17 protein-coding genes and 1 other RNA gene are annotated in these 16657 nt (G+C 48.3%); 2 read left to right on the top strand and 16 right to left on the bottom strand.

All coding sequences use genetic code 11. The annotated features are described in order from the left end of the window. Positions 1-37: 37 nt before the first annotated feature. The 13 genes from BN3910_RS00795 to BN3910_RS00735 all read right to left on the bottom strand — a co-directional run bounded on the left by BN3910_RS00795 (position 38) and on the right by BN3910_RS00735 (position 11955). On the bottom strand, positions 38-757 hold the full coding sequence (locus BN3910_RS00795) for a DUF554 domain-containing protein (protein ID WP_066923273.1): 720 nt from the start codon (positions 755-757) through the stop codon (positions 38-40). Between the two features lie 103 nt (positions 758-860). Further along, an RNA gene (gene rnpB, locus BN3910_RS00790) (RNase P RNA component class A) lies at positions 861-1188 on the bottom strand. Positions 1189-1384: 196 nt separating this feature from the next. Then, positions 1385-2107 (bottom strand): hypothetical protein, encoded by a 723-nt coding sequence (locus tag BN3910_RS00785; RefSeq protein ID WP_066923270.1) that lies wholly within the window; start codon positions 2105-2107, stop codon positions 1385-1387. 279 nt (positions 2108-2386) lie between these two features. Further along, positions 2387-4456 carry a ribonucleoside triphosphate reductase gene (locus tag BN3910_RS00780; RefSeq protein ID WP_075967941.1) on the bottom strand — a complete coding sequence of 690 codons (2070 nt, stop codon included), beginning with the start codon at positions 4454-4456 and terminating at the stop codon, positions 2387-2389. Between the two features lie 191 nt (positions 4457-4647). Then, complete coding sequence (locus BN3910_RS00775) at positions 4648-5580, bottom strand: DUF4097 family beta strand repeat-containing protein (RefSeq protein WP_066923267.1); 933 nt, start codon at positions 5578-5580, stop codon at positions 4648-4650. Further along, entirely contained in the window at positions 5573-6163 is a 591-nt protein-coding gene (locus BN3910_RS00770) for a DUF1700 domain-containing protein (protein WP_066923264.1), read from the bottom strand. The genes BN3910_RS00775 and BN3910_RS00770 overlap by 8 nt, the downstream gene beginning before the upstream one ends. Further along, the gene (locus tag BN3910_RS00765) at positions 6156-6488 is read right to left on the bottom strand and encodes a PadR family transcriptional regulator (protein ID WP_066923260.1); all 333 of its coding nucleotides are present in this window, start codon (positions 6486-6488) and stop codon (positions 6156-6158) included. The genes BN3910_RS00770 and BN3910_RS00765 overlap by 8 nt, the downstream gene beginning before the upstream one ends. 227 nt (positions 6489-6715) lie before the next feature. Further along, positions 6716-7402 carry an anaerobic ribonucleoside-triphosphate reductase activating protein gene (locus BN3910_RS00760; RefSeq protein WP_066923257.1) on the bottom strand — a complete coding sequence of 229 codons (687 nt, stop codon included), beginning with the start codon at positions 7400-7402 and terminating at the stop codon, positions 6716-6718. Positions 7403-7484: 82 nt separating this feature from the next. Next, a complete protein-coding gene (locus BN3910_RS00755) occupies positions 7485-8144 on the bottom strand; it encodes a hypothetical protein (protein ID WP_066923254.1) in 660 nt (219 codons plus the stop codon). Further along, complete coding sequence (locus BN3910_RS00750; protein WP_066923251.1) at positions 8122-8547, bottom strand: PPC domain-containing DNA-binding protein; 426 nt, start codon at positions 8545-8547, stop codon at positions 8122-8124. The genes BN3910_RS00755 and BN3910_RS00750 overlap by 23 nt, the downstream gene beginning before the upstream one ends. Before the next feature lie 49 nt (positions 8548-8596). Continuing rightward, positions 8597-9772, bottom strand: coding sequence for an ABC transporter permease (locus tag BN3910_RS00745; RefSeq protein WP_066923248.1), 1176 nt, complete (start codon positions 9770-9772; stop codon positions 8597-8599). Then, the gene (locus BN3910_RS00740; RefSeq protein WP_066923245.1) at positions 9759-11018 is read right to left on the bottom strand and encodes an ABC transporter permease; all 1260 of its coding nucleotides are present in this window, start codon (positions 11016-11018) and stop codon (positions 9759-9761) included. Before BN3910_RS00740 ends, BN3910_RS00745 begins: the two co-directional genes overlap by 14 nt. After that, positions 11011-11955, bottom strand: a complete 945-nt coding sequence (locus tag BN3910_RS00735) for an ABC transporter ATP-binding protein (RefSeq protein WP_066923242.1) — start codon at positions 11953-11955, stop codon at positions 11011-11013. Before BN3910_RS00735 ends, BN3910_RS00740 begins: the two co-directional genes overlap by 8 nt. A 236-nt stretch (positions 11956-12191) precedes the next feature. Between BN3910_RS00735 and BN3910_RS07655 the strand changes: the two genes are divergently transcribed. Both BN3910_RS07655 and BN3910_RS00725 read left to right on the top strand, forming a co-directional pair. Then, on the top strand, positions 12192-13295 hold the full coding sequence (locus tag BN3910_RS07655) for a sensor histidine kinase (RefSeq protein ID WP_066923239.1): 1104 nt from the start codon (positions 12192-12194) through the stop codon (positions 13293-13295). Next, positions 13292-13939, top strand: coding sequence for a response regulator transcription factor (locus tag BN3910_RS00725; RefSeq protein WP_066923237.1), 648 nt, complete (start codon positions 13292-13294; stop codon positions 13937-13939). The genes BN3910_RS07655 and BN3910_RS00725 overlap by 4 nt, the downstream gene beginning before the upstream one ends. 87 nt (positions 13940-14026) lie before the next feature. Here BN3910_RS00725 and thyX read toward each other — a convergent pair whose 3' ends face one another. The 3 genes from thyX to BN3910_RS00710 all read right to left on the bottom strand — a co-directional run bounded on the left by thyX (position 14027) and on the right by BN3910_RS00710 (position 16655). Next, positions 14027-14653, bottom strand: a complete 627-nt coding sequence (gene thyX / locus BN3910_RS00720; RefSeq protein ID WP_066923234.1) for an FAD-dependent thymidylate synthase — start codon at positions 14651-14653, stop codon at positions 14027-14029. A 41-nt stretch (positions 14654-14694) separates the two neighbouring features. Then, positions 14695-14979 carry an OadG family transporter subunit gene (locus BN3910_RS00715; RefSeq protein ID WP_066923231.1) on the bottom strand — a complete coding sequence of 95 codons (285 nt, stop codon included), beginning with the start codon at positions 14977-14979 and terminating at the stop codon, positions 14695-14697. Positions 14980-15095: 116 nt separating this feature from the next. Next, positions 15096-16655 (bottom strand): pyruvate carboxylase subunit B, encoded by a 1560-nt coding sequence (locus BN3910_RS00710; protein WP_075967940.1) that lies wholly within the window; start codon positions 16653-16655, stop codon positions 15096-15098. Positions 16656-16657 lie beyond the last annotated feature (2 nt).

Genomic DNA, 16657 nt, shown 5'->3' with positions numbered 1-16657 from the left:
GATAGGAAAAAAAGATGTTCAAAAAAACGCATTCCGATCAAAACGGCAGATACGAAACCAGCACCGCGAACAGTAAAGCAGGTAACATATTCGCGACACGAAGCATTTTTCCCCAAACAAGGTTAATGCCGATACAAAAAATGAGGATGGCGCCCATGAGTGAAAGATTGATGAGTGCCGATTCCGTTAAAACCGGTGCAATCCAGGTCGCAAGAAGCGTTAGTGATCCCTCGAAGAGAAAGACAATGACGGCAGAAAAGATCGCTCCCGGACCAAGAGAGGCGGTCATGGCTAAAACAAGGAGAAAGTCCAATACAGACTTAACGACAAGTGTGGAAATATCGTGGTTCGCGCCATCCTGCAATGCACCGACTACGGCCATGGCGCCAATGCACACAGAGAGTGAGGTTGTCACGAAAGCCTCGACAAAACGTGAGTCCTTTTCGTTTCCGGAACGTTTCTTCAACCATTCGCCGAAGGAAATAAGTTGCTGTTCCAAATTCAGTATTTCGCCGACGACCGTCCCGATGGCCAGGACAATCACAACGAAGAGCGTTCGTCCGGCAAGAAGGTGACCGTTTTCAAGGCGTAACATCCCCTGCATGGCACTGGCCATGGCCATAAATAGAACGCTCACGCCGCAGCTTTTAATGACCGCTTCCTGTTGCTGTTGCTTAAATATACTTCTCGTAACCATTCCCACCAGACCACCGACAATGACGGCGGCCGTATTGATGAGCGTTCCCAATCCGACCATACATCCTCCTAAACAAATCGCGTGCAAAACTCCTTCTTACCAAGCACCGTTGCACGTCACACACAAAAATCGCGGGACCCGAAGGCCCCGCATCATTTTATTTCCGAAAAGCAAATCCATAAGCCGTGTTCTGTTTCTGAACATCATCTGTCTCGTCGTCCTGTTACCAGAACGCTCTAGCGATTCGTCGAGCCGCAGCGAGCAACTGCATCTCGGCTCTGATCTTGCACCGAATGGGGTTTACAGGGCCAACCTGTCTCCAGGTTGCCGGTGAGCTCTTACCTCGCCTTTCCATCCTTACCATTTCTGGCGGTTTCTTTCTGTTGCACTATCCTTAGAGTCGCCTCCACCGGACGTTATCCGGCATTCTGCTCTGTGGTGCACGGACTTTCCTCGAATACGATACTCTTCGCGATGTTCCGACTTACTTTTCAGGGCTTCATCTTACTTGAAATAGCGAAATCTTGCAAGAAGCCACGACCACTATGCAGAAGGGATCACTTGTTCAAATGTTTCACAAAATACAGCGTTCCAGCAATGAGAAAAACGATTTTAAGAAAGGAAAGGATCACGTTTAATACACCTAATTGCTCCATATTTTACTCCTTTTCTTGTAAAAAGAAGATCTCAGCTATCAAACTCAGTATACATATTGTCATTTCCGTTAACATATAGATGTAAGTAGCACGTTGTGCTCGCAGGAAGAACTCCACCACTTGTATTCAAAACAAAGCCCAATCTAGCATGATGAGAATTCACCTTAACTAAGGATATATCACTTACATTCCATCCAATTGATCTAATATATGGTTCATATACTGACTCAATTGTTGCACTTCTGCCTTGTGATCCTGAAGCATCAAAATAGAATGAGCAAACAACTACTCCCGAATTATAATATGCTTTTCCACCTGTCATGTTCCACCAGTTGGATCCACTTGTCCATTTTCCTCGTGTAACAGACTGTGGCGAGATTTGTGCGGCACCTTCAGATTCAATCATAAAACACGAAGACAAATTCACCGATCCATCAGCATACACACGACGAACATATTCATCTTCTACTTGAACATATTCTGGTTCTTTTCTTTCATCAATCGCATCAATCAATCCAGTGCTTTTATATTTTTGAACAAGATACTCTGCAACTTCACTGTTAATTCCCAATTCTATAAAATTTGAGTACAAGCTATTTTCATCTTCTTCTGTTAACCCTATTTTATTCTGTTGCGCTGTCGCGTTTTCACCATCTGCACAAACTTTTATTGGACAAGCAAAACAAACAGCACAGCAAAGCAGAACAATAACTAATGAACCTAAGCGCTTCCGTAAAATAAACAGCCTACTCATCACATCCGTCCTTTCTATCACCAACTTCTAATATACACACATCATCAAGTTACAATAGATAGACTTCTGCAGAAGAATGGCATCAAACCTTCTGTACATAAATTATATAACTCACTAAAAATAAAAGCAACGGTCCAGATAGCAAATTACGTGTATAGATATAAAATTTAGAAAAAACCCGCAAAAAAACGGGACCCGAAGGTCCCGCATATTTCTCTTTTCCAAAGCAAGTCCATAAGCTACGTTCTGCTTCTGAACACCCTCTGTTTTCTCATCCCACTACTCCTTCGGATGATACACCCGACGATCCTCATATTCCTGCTGTTTGCCATCGTTCCAGTTGCGTACCGGACGATAGTAGCCCGTAATGCGACTGTAGACTTCAGCTTCTTCGCCGCAGTGCGGACAGACGTGTTCTTCACCGGGCAAATAGCCGTGATTAGGACATACGGAATACGTCGGAGAAATGGTGTAATACGGCAAATGGAAGTTCTGCGCGATGGCGCGCACCAATGCCATGGCACTTTCCCAATCCGAGAGCTTTTCTCCTAAAAAGGTATGGAAAACCGTGCCGGAAGTATACAGCGTTTGCAATTCGTCTTGTGCTTTTAACGCCTCAAACACGTCATCGGTGGCGCCCACCGGAAGGTGTGAGGAGTTTGTATAATACGGCGTACCGTTTTCGTTCGCCGTCTTGATATCCGGAAAATCTTCCTTATCGTGCTTGGCGAAGCGATAGGTGGTCGATTCTGCCGGTGTGGCTTCCAGATTGTAGAGATCGCCGTATTCTTCCTGATAATCGCTCAATCGTTCGCGCATGTGCAACAGCACTTCCTTCGCAAATTGACGTGTTGCAGGATCGCGCATATCTTTGCCCAACCAGGTGGCGTTCAGGCCGACTTCGTTCATGCCGATCAAACCGATGGTCGAAAAATGATTGGTAAAGGTGCCCAAATAACGCTTCGTGTAAGGATACAGGCCGGCATCCAACAACTTGGTGATCACGTCGCGTTTGAGTTTCAGAGAACGTGCGGAAAGGTCCATCAGATAATCCAAACGCTTGTAAAAATCGGCTTCATCTTTCGCCAAATACGCGATACGAGGCAAGTTGATCGTGACCACACCAACCGATCCCGTGGATTCGCCGGAGCCGAAGAATCCGCCGGCTTTTTTCCGCAATTCACGCAGATCCAACCGCAGACGACAGCACATGCTGCGCACATCTGACGGATCCATGTCGGAGTTTACATAGTTGGAAAAATAGGGAGTTCCGTATTTCGCCGTCATTTCAAACAACAGCTTGTTGTTCGTCGTCGGTGACCAGTCAAAATCGCGCGTAATCGAGTACGTCGGAATCGGATACTGGAAGCCGCGACCGTTGGCATCGCCTTCGAGCATCACTTCGAGGAAGGCACGATTCACAAGATCGACTTCTTCCTGGCAATCGCCGTAGGTAAAGTCCATAGTTTTTCCACCCACAACCGCCGGCATATCTTTCAAATCCGCAGGAACGCGCCAGTCCAGCGTAATATTGGAAAACGGCGCCTGTGTTCCCCAGCGACTTGGCGTATTGACGCCATAGACAAAAGACTGTATGCACTGCTTCACTTCATCCAGATCCAAATGATCGACTTTTACGAAAGGAGCAAGATAGGTGTCAAACGAAGAAAAAGCCTGCGCGCCGGCCCATTCATTTTGCATAATGCCCAGAAAATTCACCATCTGGTTGCATAACGTCGAAAGGTGCTTTGCCGGCGCAGAAGTGATTTTTCCCGGTACGCCGCCGAGCCCTTCGTCGATGAGTTGCTTCAAACTCCATCCCGCACAATAGCCGGTGAGCATCGAGAGATCGTGAATGTGAATGGCCGCGGACTTATGCGCCTCTGCAATTTCTTTATCATATACTTCGGAGAGCCAATAATTAGCCGTGATCGCGCCGGAATTGGAAAGAATGAGTCCGCCTACTGAATAAGTGACCGTCGAATTTTCTTTGACACGCCAATCGTTGATTTTCAGATAATCATCCACTAACTTTTTATAATCCAAAAGCGTGTCGTTCACGCGACGCAATTTTTCGTGCTGCTGACGGTAAAGAATATAGGCTTTGGCGACATCGGGATAACCACAATTAGACAGTACGCGCTCAACGCTGTCTTGAATAACTTCCACCTCTAAAATGTCATCTTTGGCTTGTTTTCCGGCATCCGCCGTGGCACGCAGAGCTAAAAGCTCCAACACATCGTCCGAAACGGGCGTCTTGGTGGACAGGAACGCCTTTTCCATGGCATCCTGTATTTTTTTGATGCGATAGACAACATACGACCCATCGCGTTTCTTTACGGTGATCATGCCTTCCTCCTTTCCCTCGCGCCGATTGCGTTCGGGACAAAAAAACAGGGCATCTGCGGTTTTGTGACCTGCCCTCTCGACCGGATAAACTAAAAATAGTTTAGCATGATCCGCCGTATTGCACAATATATAGGGGCAAAAACTTTTTCACCCCTATATATGTGTAGTCTTTTCGTCGGGTTTCTTATCTCTTACTCTTCACGATTCGCTTGTGAACGCTCACTTTCCGAAGTCGATATGCCGTTCCCCTGCGAATTCTGCCTTTCTTCATTGATCCGTCTGGTTTCTTCCTCCAGATCAATTACCGCGAGATTTCCTGTATCCGAGCGCAGGAAAAGGGTTGCCTGCGCATCGTCCACTTCATGATGAAAGGTATTGCCGCTCTGCGTATCCCGTTGCCATCTCACGCGTCCCGTGCCCGTCTCCATGGTTACATTCGTTCGCTTCACGCCAAACGTATCCACTCCGATTGCACCGGTTTTTGTGCGCAAGTCAAACGTTCCGGAAGGCTTAATCGTGGCCGAAATGGACCCGGTTTCCGTTGAAATCGAGGAGGTGGATAATGCTGTATCCGCTATCCATATACTTCCGGTTTCGGATTGCGCATCTAAATGCTCTATGGGGCAATGGTTTATTTCCATCGACCCGATTTTGGTTCGTATGGTGGCATTTTCGATGTGTGCTTTATATAACGCAACGCTCCCAACAGAAAGGTCAATGGAAACATTCTCTAATTTTTGGCCTTTTGCGACATTCAAGACAACCTTCTGTTTATCCAGAACCGAAGGAAAGAAATTGGGCATGGCGATTTGTAATTTCGTTTTTTGTTTTGGTCCGGAAATGGTAAGCTTTCCGTCCTCCTGTTTCACTTGCAACCGTAAGGCAGGATCCGAATAAGCCGGATAATATAATACGGTTTTCGTTCCGCCTTCCCGAATTTCCACATTTTGCAACTCCAGCTGTATATCCACTGCACGTAACGTATCCAAGGGAATTTCTTTTACTTCGTTTTCCATTGAGGTCCCGCCGAGAGAAAAATCACGAAGCCCCATAAACCACGCTCCTCCGACGAGAAGCAGGCCACAAACCAAGGTGGCCAGACAGGCCTTGCCCAATTTACTCATGATACGCTCCTCTCTTGTTCCTTTGGCGTAACAACAATTGACGGATGCCACGGACGATACTGCGGAAAATGAGAATCACCAGTAAGATGGCAAACACGCCCAACGACACGAGGCCGAGGAGATACAACGCTCGTGGTAAGGAAAACGCCTTTAGTAAGACCTGTATGAGCTCTTTTCCCGCACCAATGATCACGCCCACACCACTGCCGGCGACGGAAAAAAATAAAGAAAGAAATCCCACAAACATTCCAAAGGAAACAAGCAAAATGGTGATGGCCAGGGGTAGTCCGACAGGAAGGGCCAATATGGCCAACACCATCGTGACGGCCAGCGATGCGCGTGGCTTCTTCATCGTTCCTATTTCTTCTCCTTCCCCCTCTTCCAAACGGTCCAGTTGGAGATCCCGCAGAATTTCAAAGCTTGCCTGACGGGGAGCCGGCATATCTTTAGGAACGGCGTCGTTCTCACCAATCCCGCGCTCTTCAAAAATTTCCTCATAGTAAGAGACCGCTTCCTCGCGTTCTTCATTTCCAATCCGTGCGAGGTGACGGTTTAATGCTTCCCGATATTCCTTCCTATTCATCTTCCTCTCCTTCCTCGCCCGTATCCTTCAGCAAGCGATCCAGCGACGCTTTCCACCTCTCCCATTCCTTTTCATCCTCTTTCAGTCGTTGTCGCCCGGCCGGCGTAATGCGATAGTATTTTCGGTTTCGACCCTGATACTGTCGGTCATACGTTTCCAGCAAGCCTTCCTTTTTCAGACGGCGCAAAACGGGATAAATTGTGGATTCCGAGATCGGCATGACTGTCTTCATTTTTTGCGTGAAGCTGTAGCCATACCGATCTTTGCTGCGCAGGAGGGAGAGCACACAGAGATCCAATATAGATGTCTGTAATGAAAAAGCCATAATGCCTCCTTTCCTCTCCTTCTTTTCAAATCATTTGCCAACTTTCGACTCCTCCGCTATCTTTTGACCCGAAAACATCCGTCTTTCCCCCTCTCTCGAATGCAGCGGCGTTCATTCCAATAATGAAATAAATATTGTTCTGTTAACTATATTATAATCTTTATAATATGAAATGCAATAGGCTATAGAGAAGAGAATTAAGTAGTTGTCAAAAAATGATTGTGCTATTAGCCTCGAATTTCAACCTGTCGAATCGTGTGACGCAAGATTGAAGCATAGTTTTCCAGCGTTTCCCGGCTCGGCGTGCCGAGCGTAACATCCGGCACAAAGTCCGACACGCGAAACGGCTGTAAAGCATAAAAATCGGCACCGGTAAGCCATTCCCCGATCACCTTAAAAGAATTAATGTCATGAAAACGCTTGGTCACCGTGGTACGAAATTCCGCACGGATATCCGCGCCCAATAAAAGATCTACACTGTCGGAAATTTGCCGCATAGCAATATGCGAAATCCCGACGGTTTCCGCATAACGTGCGGGCTCATTTTTAATATCCATCGCCACCATATCGAGCAGCCCCTCATCAAGAAGCGCCTTCAGGCGATCCGGATATAGCCCGTTGGTGTCCAATTTTACTGCAAAGCCCATTGCGCGCACGGTGCGAATCACCTCCGCCAAATCATCTCGCATCAGCGGTTCGCCGCCGGAAAAACATACGCCTTGCAAAAAGCCTGTGCGTGATCGTAAAAACGTATATAGTCCCTCTTCTTCCATGATACCTGGACGATTCACTTCCCAAATTTCGGCATTATGACAATACGGACAACGCATCGTGCAGCCGCCCAAGAATACAGTCGCAGCGGTGCGCCCGGGAAAATCCAGAAGAGATAATTTTTGCAAACCGTGTATGATCATGGGGTTCCTCCCCTAACAGGCATCTCCATGCCGTTGTCCGGCAAAACTGCACAGATCACTTGTGCCATCCGATAGAAAATATCTATGCCCGAAGCAGACAAAGCGCCGCGTAAGAACCTCGCCAGGTTCCCAAGGTGTCTACGTCCACATATTGGGGAACAACCGACCAATGCGTATTGAGGCACAGATAGACGCGCCGTTGATCGCCTTTGGTCCAAATTTCCGCACCATAAAAGGTCACGGTATGGCTACGATAAGGGGCAAAGGTAAAGCTGATCAGACCGGGACGGTGTGCCCGTAATTCGTCAAGGAAAAGGTCTTGCAAAGCGTCGCGCGGAGAGAGCACAAATGTGGTACATGCCTTTCCCGGATAGCCGAAATGGTGCCAGGACCGACGGGCGAGTTCCGCCATGCGCCAAGGATACGTGCCGAAAACAGGAGTATAAATCCAATGCGCACGCGCCAAATCATGCACAACGGAAAATACTTCCTGCGGATCCGCAGGAAGTCGGGTAAACCCCTGACGACGAAAACAGCAAAAGACCGATGTTAACGCCGTCAGGGAGCAATGATTGGTATGGGAAAATTGACGCATCTGCAGCAGGGGATACTCCGAAAGAAGAAAGTGTTCCTCTCGATGCCATCCGTCTCCTTCCTTTTGGAAAATATCTTCAGCCGGATCGGTGATTGGCAGCCGTGCCGTGCGCTTTCCTTTGCGCTCAGTCAAAAAAACGGAAGACATTTAATCCGATACGTTCATCTTTTTCGCGCTCCACCGCACCGTCCAGAACACGAATAAACAATTCGCCCGTCGCAAAAATTCGCGCTTCGTTCAGATGTCCGCCGAAGGCATGGCCTTCTTTATCTGCCGCCGTCAAATGAATATGCGCATAATACTTTCCGTCCATCGTCGTAATGTTGCCATACAGCATGGTAATTTCCGCCGGGAACGTAAAGTGGTTTTTATAATATTTCTGCTCATTCACATCGTAGCAGCCGACCGTAAAGTCGTCGATGGCACCGATGCCGCGCACCTCCGCCAAGGTCACGCTTTCTGCTGTGGCGACTTTCTCTAACTGTTCGTGAATTTCTTCTCCTCGTTGCAAACGACATACAATGGTGTCGCCAAAACGTCTGTATTCCATGGTTCCTCCTTATTCTTTCGTTACCTTCGTTCTGCTCCATTATACCCCACTACCTGGCTTTGTTCTGTTCACGGCGCAAAATGAGCGTTAACAGGAAAGTTGTTACCGCAACACCGACCAGAAGGAGAAGATTGCGATTCACCAACGCGTAATCAATTTGTGTCGCACTGACATGAACCAGATGGTCAATGGTGTTCATCAGCCAATACGAGGGAAAAATGCGCGACGCGCGAACGACAACGTCCGGAAGCAGAAAGCTCGGAACGAAAACGCCTGTCGAAAAGGCCACCAGTAAAGAATACGCGGTGCTGAAGAAAGCCGCTGCATTTTCGGATCGAAAGATCTGCATGATAAACAGAATCAACCCGTTTATGGCGAAGGCATGCACGGCGGAAGTAAGGACAGCCACTTGCGCCTGTCTCGTCTCGAGCACATCAAAGCCCACAACAGCGAGGCTGATGAGCATAAAAATCGCCCAGAGGAAAAACATAAACACAAACGAGGAAAGCGTAATTTGTCGCGTCCTTGTTGCCTCATCATAGCCGCTAATCAGCTCACGGTTCTTTATTTTCGGATCCTCTGTACGGGCAATGGTCATGCCCACGCACGTAAATCCGGCGCTTAACAGTACGTAAAGAATAACGCTCACCATTCCTAAAAAGAGCTCGATTTGCGCACTGTTTTCGTGTCCGTTTACAGCGATTTTCCCCTCCAGTTTTGTATCCATGATTTTTGTCATGTACGAGTCAAGAAGATCGCTTCGTTCTTTCCCCTGTACGGCAGATGGAATGTGCTGATCAAAGAGACGATAGCTTGTCGCATAAAGAGCGATTTGGCGATCCAACAGCTGTACCGGGGTATCATTTTTGCTGACGAAGGTCTGTACGTCGAGCCGAGCTCCCGTCTCGGGAAAGTGGAAGGTTTCGGGAATCACCAGGACGTAATCCACCTTATCCTGAAAAATCGCCGTATTCCATGCTTTCTCATCCGTTCCGGCGTCCACCATCCTATTCGTTTTCCTCAGATAGGCTTCGAGGTTCTTGGCGAACTCATCCTGACTGTGATTAATCAGCGCCAAACGCGGCTTTCGTTCCTCTACAAAAGTAACTTCCTCGGTCTGATTCCTCGCCATGAGCAAAAAGAGCCCCACAAAAATGCCAAAGGTAATCAGTAAAAAGCCTTTATTGTGTCGTGCAATTTTGAGAAACAGTTTATAGGCTCTCATAGCGTTCCCTCCTTAATGCGATGATGGTGATGCCGAGAAAAAGAACGAGCGTGATTGCCAGGTGAGCCATCGCCGTATGATAAATCTCGCCCACTCCCTGTGTATAGAGACCATACAAACCGTCGTTCACCATATTGACCGGATTGAGCGCGTCCAATAACGGCGCAGCATCCTGCACACTCGTCCGTACGCCGGAAACCATCATGCCCGACAAAAAGCCTAAGAAAAGGGGCAATAGGATACCGATGGCCTGGCGAACACCTTTTGCTTCCGGCAACAGGGCAGCCACCACAACACCGATCACGATGCCACAACACTGCCCCAAAAAAAGCAGAAGCAAAAGAGCCCAAATATTCGTCTTCGTCGCCGCTTCTGCACCAAGGAGGCGAAGCAGCAGGTAGAGAACCAGGGTAAAGCCGATATAGATGACCAGATAGGCGCCAAAGTGAAGCACAAAGCTTTTCCGACGCTCCAATGGGGATATCTGCTCTCGCAAGCCAAGTGGGCCTTGGTTCGCATGCAAGTTATCCAGAAGATGATTGCCCATGGAAAACGCGTAAAAAGTAATGTATGCGATACAGGCAAACTGATAGCTAAGCATTTGGTCAACGCCACCTGTACGCAGATCCGAATTCACCGCCAATGCTTCCACTTTTTGTTCTTTCGACGTCATATTTCCCGACGCATCTACTGTTTCCTGTGCGGGCGGAGCGGATGCAGCATCTTCTTTTTGTGTTGACATCTCTGCCGATGGAGGAGTCGTCGGTATAGCGGATTGGGCAATTTCCTCCATGTTGGTCTTCGTCTGATACGAGTGCAACACTTGCTGTACAATCATCAACACATAGGAGCGCGCCCTACGCGTTTCATATTTTCCGGCCTTTGCATCCAATACGATGACGTCGATTGCGCCGGCATTCATCGCAGCCCGTGCCTCTTCAACAGTGGAAAAACTCCCATATACGAGAGGAAGTTCAGCGTCTTTCTCCGGTGTCTCTTCCGTCCATTGTTGATTTTCCCAAACACCTTTTTTGGCGTCCAGATCTGCAAGAAAATTCGGAAAATCCGCTTCTTGCCCTTGAATGAGACCAATACGACTAATCGGCAGAGTGGTGTCTTCCTTCGCGGTAGGACGAAAAACCATGCTGAAAATCAACAGGAGCACAATCGGCAAGGAAAAGCCCCAGATCAACGACTCCCGCTGGCGGATGATCTGTTTCAGGTGATAACCGAAAAGTTTACGCATGATCACGCAGCTCCTTTCCGGTGATTTCCAGAAAAACATCATTTAAGGTGGGCCGTTCGGTTTCAATGGATAAAAGAGAAATGCCTTGTTCTTCTAATCGATGAATGAGATCAATCGCACTCATGGCGGAAGTGCGAAGCTGCAGTTGCAGATACTTGCCGTCATAAGATGGAGACACGAACGCTGGCTCCTGCATTATCCACGCCCGTTGCGCTTCGGACAATTGAGCAACTCCCGCTTTTACCGTTTCCCTGAGCGATGTTTGCGCCAGAATTTCACGGCTGGTTCCTTCCACTAACGACTTCCCGTGATCCAAAATGACCAAGCGATCGCACAGCAGTTCAATTTCTTCCATGTAGTGTGACGTATAGATGACCGTAGCTCCCTCGTCCCGCAGCTTACGAATGCCTTCCAGAATGCGATTTCGAGATTGCGGATCCACCGCAACGGTCGGTTCATCCAAGATCAGAAGCCGAGGTTTATGTGCGATGCCGCAGGCTAAATTTAGGCGTCGCAATAATCCGCCGGAAAGTTTGGACGGATGAAAATGACGAAAGTCTTCCAGTTCTACAAAGTGAATGGCTTCTTCGACCAATGCTTTGCGTTTCTTTTCGTCCTGCACATAGAGGCCGCAGAAATAATCAATATTTTCCTGGACGGTCAGTTCTTCATAAACCGCCACATTCTGTGGAACCAGACCGATCTGTTTCTTGATGGACGCATTCATCGAGGACATCGGTGTGCCAAAAATTTCAATCTCTCCGTGGTCAAATTTGAGTAACGCTAAAATGCAGTTAATCAGGGTTGTTTTACCTGAACCGTTCGGTCCCAACAAACCGAAAATCTCGCCTTTTCCCACGGTCAAGCTGAGATGGTCAATGGCTACCAGCTCTTTGTAGCGTTTGACCAAATCGTTGACCTTTACCACATGTTCCATACTGCCTCCTTATTTTGGACGTTCAACGGCATGATATCGACCTGCTGTCTCTTTCGTTACGCTTCTTTGATCCTTCTTCTTTATTCTCAGTGTAAACAGTGCAAGAGAAGAAAACGAGAGTCTTCTGTCATGATCTTGCATGACAAATGTCATTTTCACTATCGTTTTGTTCCCGGTCTTGCCTTTGCTATAATAAATGTGTCGGAAAAGTAGCGGAATCGCCTAAGGAGGCAATCGTGAAGCGATTTTATTTATGGGGCGGCATCGTTCTCCTCTCCATTCTTTCCACCTTCTTTTTGTCGACTTCGCTCCTGTCCGTGAGTGTGTATCTTCATATTCTCTTCATTCTCAGTGGCAATGCTCTGTGCTATCTGTTGTCGCTTTTCGCACCGGAAAAAGCATCCGAAAAACGTGTCACGTTGTTTTTTCTTTTTTCCGCATCATTGCTGAGCCTCTTCAGCGGATCGCATCCCTATCTTGTGGCTTTGCTTCCCGGACTCTTTTTCCTTCTTCCGGATTCTTTTCCTGTTCGCCTGACGGGTGTGTTGCTTTTTCTTGTCGTCTTTCTTTGCTGTGGCGTTTCCCCGTATACGCTGATGCTCTGTGTCCTCGCCTTTTACGCGAATTATTTGGCCGGCACATGGCGCAAAGAGAGCCATCGCCTGGAAACAACACTGTACTCACTGGATGAAGAAACACAGAGATCAAATGTCCTCAATCGACGCTATCTCGCCTTGGAAGAATCTCAAGCGCTTTTGCAAGACATTGCTGTCCTACAGGAACGTCAGCGCATTGCGCGGGATATTCATGATCACGTCGGACATGAACTGACCTCTGCGATACTTCAGCTGAAAGCATTGGAATTTCGGATCAAAGATCCGGCTCTGCTTCTTCCTGTTCGCCACTTACTGGAAGAAAGCATGACGGAAATACGCAACAGTGTACACAATCTGCATGATCAATCATTGAATTTAACCGAAGAAATTCAACTCCTCTTGGATCGTTACACCTACTGCCCTGTTTATAAAGAGATCCATCTGCAGACCGAGCCGCCTGGTGCTGTCCACTTTGCTCTTCTGGCTGCCATCAAAGAGGCCTTGAAAAATACCGCTACACATTCCAACGCAACAAAAGCGGAAATTCTTCTCCGTGAGACGCCAACGTTATATCGCTTATTGATCGTGGATAATGGTACGACGGCCGTCAAACATCCTGAGGCCGGCAATGGCCTCGGCCTGCTTTCCCTACAGCAGCGCGTAGACGCCTTGAACGGTTCCATGAACATCTCCGTGGAAAACGGCTTTCGTCTGTTTATCACATTGCCAAAGGAGGAAGTATGAATTTAGTCATCGTAGATGATGATCCCATTGTCGTTGAAAGTCTTCGTCTCATCATTGAAGGCGGCTCAAAAAGCTATCCCGAGGCCATTACAGTGGTCGGAACGGGAAACAGCGGTGAGAAAGCCATTACACTGTATGCAAAATATCATCCGGATATTCTCCTTTTGGATATTCGTATGGAGGGCATGAACGGTCTGGTTGCTGCACAGGAAATTCTGCATCGGGATCCCCATGCGCACATTCTATTCTTAACGACGTTTCTGGATGAAGACTATATCGTCGAAGCGCTTCGTCTCGGTGCGAGAGGCTATTTGCGCAAGTCCGGTGTGGAGTCTCTTCTTCCCTCTCTCTATGCCGTCCAAAACGGTCATCACGTCTATGGCGATGAAATTGTAGAAAAATTGCCCAAGCTGCTCGAACGTCCTCACCATACGGCAAATGATCCGTTTTCGGCCTTAAAGGAGGATGAATGGAATATCGTGCGTTTGGTCTCCGAAGGAAAAAGCAATAAAGAAATTGCGGATGCCCTTCACTTCTCGGAAGGAACCATCCGCAATTATCTCAGTATAATTATGGAAAAATGTCAGGTGCAAGGGCGAACGCAATTAGCTATCGCCTTTTATAAAGCCGGCCACATTCGTTAACCTTATTTTTGGCCTATCAAGACGCTGCACAGCTTCCGTTTCGCCGCGCAGGCATACCACCAAGTGGTACCTTCTCATCGACGCGGCTCAATCGATCGCAATGTCCTCAAAAAGATCCGGCAAAAGGGCTTGGAATTTCGGCAACAGAAGACGAACGATCTCACGAATTTGCGGATGCGCCGCTTTGGAGCCACGCAGACGCAGGAAATGACGCCATTCACGCATATCCATCGTTACCACAATTTCCGTTTTTAAGCTGTTCGGCAGAATGCTTCGCGCCTCTTCCGGTGTTGCACCGGCTTCGATAAGAGCAAAATAGCCTTTTTCGATGGAAGCCATCTGCTCCTTCCAAAGCGTGTAGCAGGCGTCTCCCTCATCCCAGAACAGCGGTTTAATGAAGGTAAGTTCGTTTCCGAACTTATCTTTCGTGTAGTTGCAGTACCGCGTACTTTCTTGGCTGTAGCTGGCGATGCGATGACGCACGATTTCATGCGTAACGCCGCGGTCACAGATGATCTTCACCGTCAGTTTCTCATGTTCAATCACGCTCTCATGTCCACTTTGAACCAAACGGCGCAGAAACGGTCCCGCCGTATTTTCTTTGATATTGGCTTCGCTTTTGTAGCAAACGCGCCCTGCCGCTTCCATATTGCTCAGCATCTGACGGGAATCCGGATTGCCCAGGATCTCTACGGACGGGGGAATAATCTGCATCGCTTTCTCCTTCTCTGAATCAGTTCGCTCTACTCAGTCTCTTACAGTTCACGGCAGGAGAGTACGCGGACATCACCTTTCGCTCTCTCTTGCGCAACACAGGAGGCGGTGAGCATGGCGACCATACGAGCGTCCAACGCCGGTTTCGCGGCGGCTTTCGCTGCAGCCGGTGCCTTCTTGGCCGGCTTTGTCGGCGCTTCTTCCTTGCCGCCCGGGATGTATTTCAGCGCACTGATAATTGCCGTAAGCAAAATCAGAATGAGAAACACGATAAGCATTGAAAATACGCTGACGAAAAGGGCATCGCCCAAACCGAATGGATTCATAATACGTCCTTCCTTTGTCTTTTGCGCTGTTTCCGGTTAATGTACCGTTCTTCGCGCATGGCTACCAAACCGACGATTCACCGGTGCATCCGGTGAGGTGACTTTGTCATTTTATCCTATCTCCCCTCGGGAAGAAACATTTCAAAGCATTCCGCTCCACCGCCGGAAGCGAGATGCGCCGCCACCGCCATGACAGCAACTTTTTCCAATGTTTCGGATCCGACACTTGGCGAAGTTGCGGCCTGTGTTGCCGCAGCCGATGCAGCGGCTTTTTCCTGTTTGGCTTGCTCTTCCGCTTCCGCTTTTGCTTTGGCTGCGGCTTCCTCCTCTTTCCATGCACCCGTCAGGAAAGATTCCACTTGTTGCGGGAAGAGAATGTATGCGATCACTTCTTCTTCACTTGCTTCGCGACCAAGCGCTTTTTCCAGTTTTTTCTTCTCGTCTTCATAAATGTAGGGCAGATCATCCGGATCCGTCGGCGTCTTCGGCTCTACACCTTTCAAAATCTTGGCGACCACTTCCGGATTTTTCTCTGCCGGAGAACGACCGTAAAAGCCCTGGACATAATCTTTAATTTCTTTCGGCACCATTTTATATGGTTCGCCGAAAAGAACATTCATGACGGCTTGTGTACCAACCATCTGCGAAAGCGGCGTTACCAGAGGAGGATAGCCCATGTCTTTGCGTACATTCGGTACTTCCTTAAGCACGTCATTAAAGCGATCGCCTTTCTTCTGTCCTTCCAGTTGGCTTAAAAGATTGGACAGCATTCCGCCGGGAACCTGATAGGTCAGAATTTTGGGGTTTGGCACCAGGGAGCGTGCGCGCATATCACCGGAGGCAATATATTTCGAGGCCAGACGATCGGCAATTTCATAAGCTTCACTGAGCGCTTCACGATCAATGTTTACCTCGCGTCCTGCAAGTTTCGCGACTTCGAGAAGCGTCTCATCCGCCAGATGCGACGTTCCGCCGGAGAAGGGGGAAATGCAACCGTCCACAATGTCTACGCCTGCCTTCATCGCTTCGAGCATAACGAGCGCCGTCGCGTTGCCGGTGGTATGGGTGTGCAAATCAATAGGCACATCCACTGCTTCTTTCAGTGCGGAAACCAGTTCGTAGGCGTTTTGCGGTGTGCAGATACCCGCCATATCCTTAATGCAAATGGAGTCGGCACCCATATCGACGAACTCTTTGGCCAGCTTGACATAATATTCATTGTTGTGCACCGGGCTGACCGTATAGGCAATGGCACCCTGCAGATGGCCGTTGTGTTTTTTCACAAACTTAAACGCGTTTTTGAGATTGTTGGTGTCGTTCAGCGCATCAAAACAACGAATGATATCAATGCCGTTTTCGAGCGTCAAACGAATGAAGCGATCCAGCGTATCGTTATCATAGTGACGATAACCGACGATATTTTGTCCGCGCAGCAGCATGGAAAGTTTCGTATTCTTTGCCGCCTGGCGAATTTCCCGCAGATTCTCCCATGCACTTTGATGCAAGAAGCGAAACGCGGAATCAAAGGTTGCGCCGCCCCAAACTTCCAGCGAATGGAAGCCCACTTTGTCCAGCGCTTCCGCCAACGTGATGATGTCTTCACGCTGCATACGTGTGGCAAGAAGCGACTGATTGCCGTCCCGAACCGTTAAATCCTGAATAAACACTTCGCTCATTT

Origin of the sequence: Murdochiella massiliensis, from assembly GCF_900059565.1 — a bacterium.
GTDB lineage: Bacteria > Bacillota > Clostridia > Tissierellales > Peptoniphilaceae > Murdochiella > Murdochiella massiliensis.
This window is presented reverse-complemented; position numbering and strand designations above follow the sequence as displayed.

Coding starts and splice junctions, on each gene's coding strand:
- BN3910_RS00765 (WP_066923260.1), bottom strand. CDS start 6,488: ATGGCTTTTTCATTACAGACATCTATATTGGATCTCTGTGTGCTCTCC.
- BN3910_RS00710 (WP_075967940.1), bottom strand. CDS start 16,655: ATGAGCGAAGTGTTTATTCAGGATTTAACGGTTCGGGACGGCAATCAG.
- thyX (WP_066923234.1), bottom strand. CDS start 14,653: ATGCAGATTATTCCCCCGTCCGTAGAGATCCTGGGCAATCCGGATTCC.
- BN3910_RS00775 (WP_066923267.1), bottom strand. CDS start 5,580: ATGAGTAAATTGGGCAAGGCCTGTCTGGCCACCTTGGTTTGTGGCCTG.
- BN3910_RS00770 (WP_066923264.1), bottom strand. CDS start 6,163: ATGAATAGGAAGGAATATCGGGAAGCATTAAACCGTCACCTCGCACGG.
- BN3910_RS00760 (WP_066923257.1), bottom strand. CDS start 7,402: ATGATCATACACGGTTTGCAAAAATTATCTCTTCTGGATTTTCCCGGG.
- BN3910_RS00740 (WP_066923245.1), bottom strand. CDS start 11,018: ATGCGTAAACTTTTCGGTTATCACCTGAAACAGATCATCCGCCAGCGG.
- BN3910_RS00715 (WP_066923231.1), bottom strand. CDS start 14,979: ATGAATCCATTCGGTTTGGGCGATGCCCTTTTCGTCAGCGTATTTTCA.
- BN3910_RS00795 (WP_066923273.1), bottom strand. CDS start 757: ATGGTCGGATTGGGAACGCTCATCAATACGGCCGCCGTCATTGTCGGT.
- BN3910_RS00735 (WP_066923242.1), bottom strand. CDS start 11,955: ATGGAACATGTGGTAAAGGTCAACGATTTGGTCAAACGCTACAAAGAG.
- BN3910_RS00785 (WP_066923270.1), bottom strand. CDS start 2,107: ATGAGTAGGCTGTTTATTTTACGGAAGCGCTTAGGTTCATTAGTTATT.
- BN3910_RS00780 (WP_075967941.1), bottom strand. CDS start 4,456: ATGATCACCGTAAAGAAACGCGATGGGTCGTATGTTGTCTATCGCATC.
- BN3910_RS00725 (WP_066923237.1), top strand. CDS start 13,292: ATGAATTTAGTCATCGTAGATGATGATCCCATTGTCGTTGAAAGTCTT.
- BN3910_RS00750 (WP_066923251.1), bottom strand. CDS start 8,547: ATGGAATACAGACGTTTTGGCGACACCATTGTATGTCGTTTGCAACGA.
- BN3910_RS00745 (WP_066923248.1), bottom strand. CDS start 9,772: ATGAGAGCCTATAAACTGTTTCTCAAAATTGCACGACACAATAAAGGC.
- BN3910_RS00755 (WP_066923254.1), bottom strand. CDS start 8,144: ATGTCTTCCGTTTTTTTGACTGAGCGCAAAGGAAAGCGCACGGCACGG.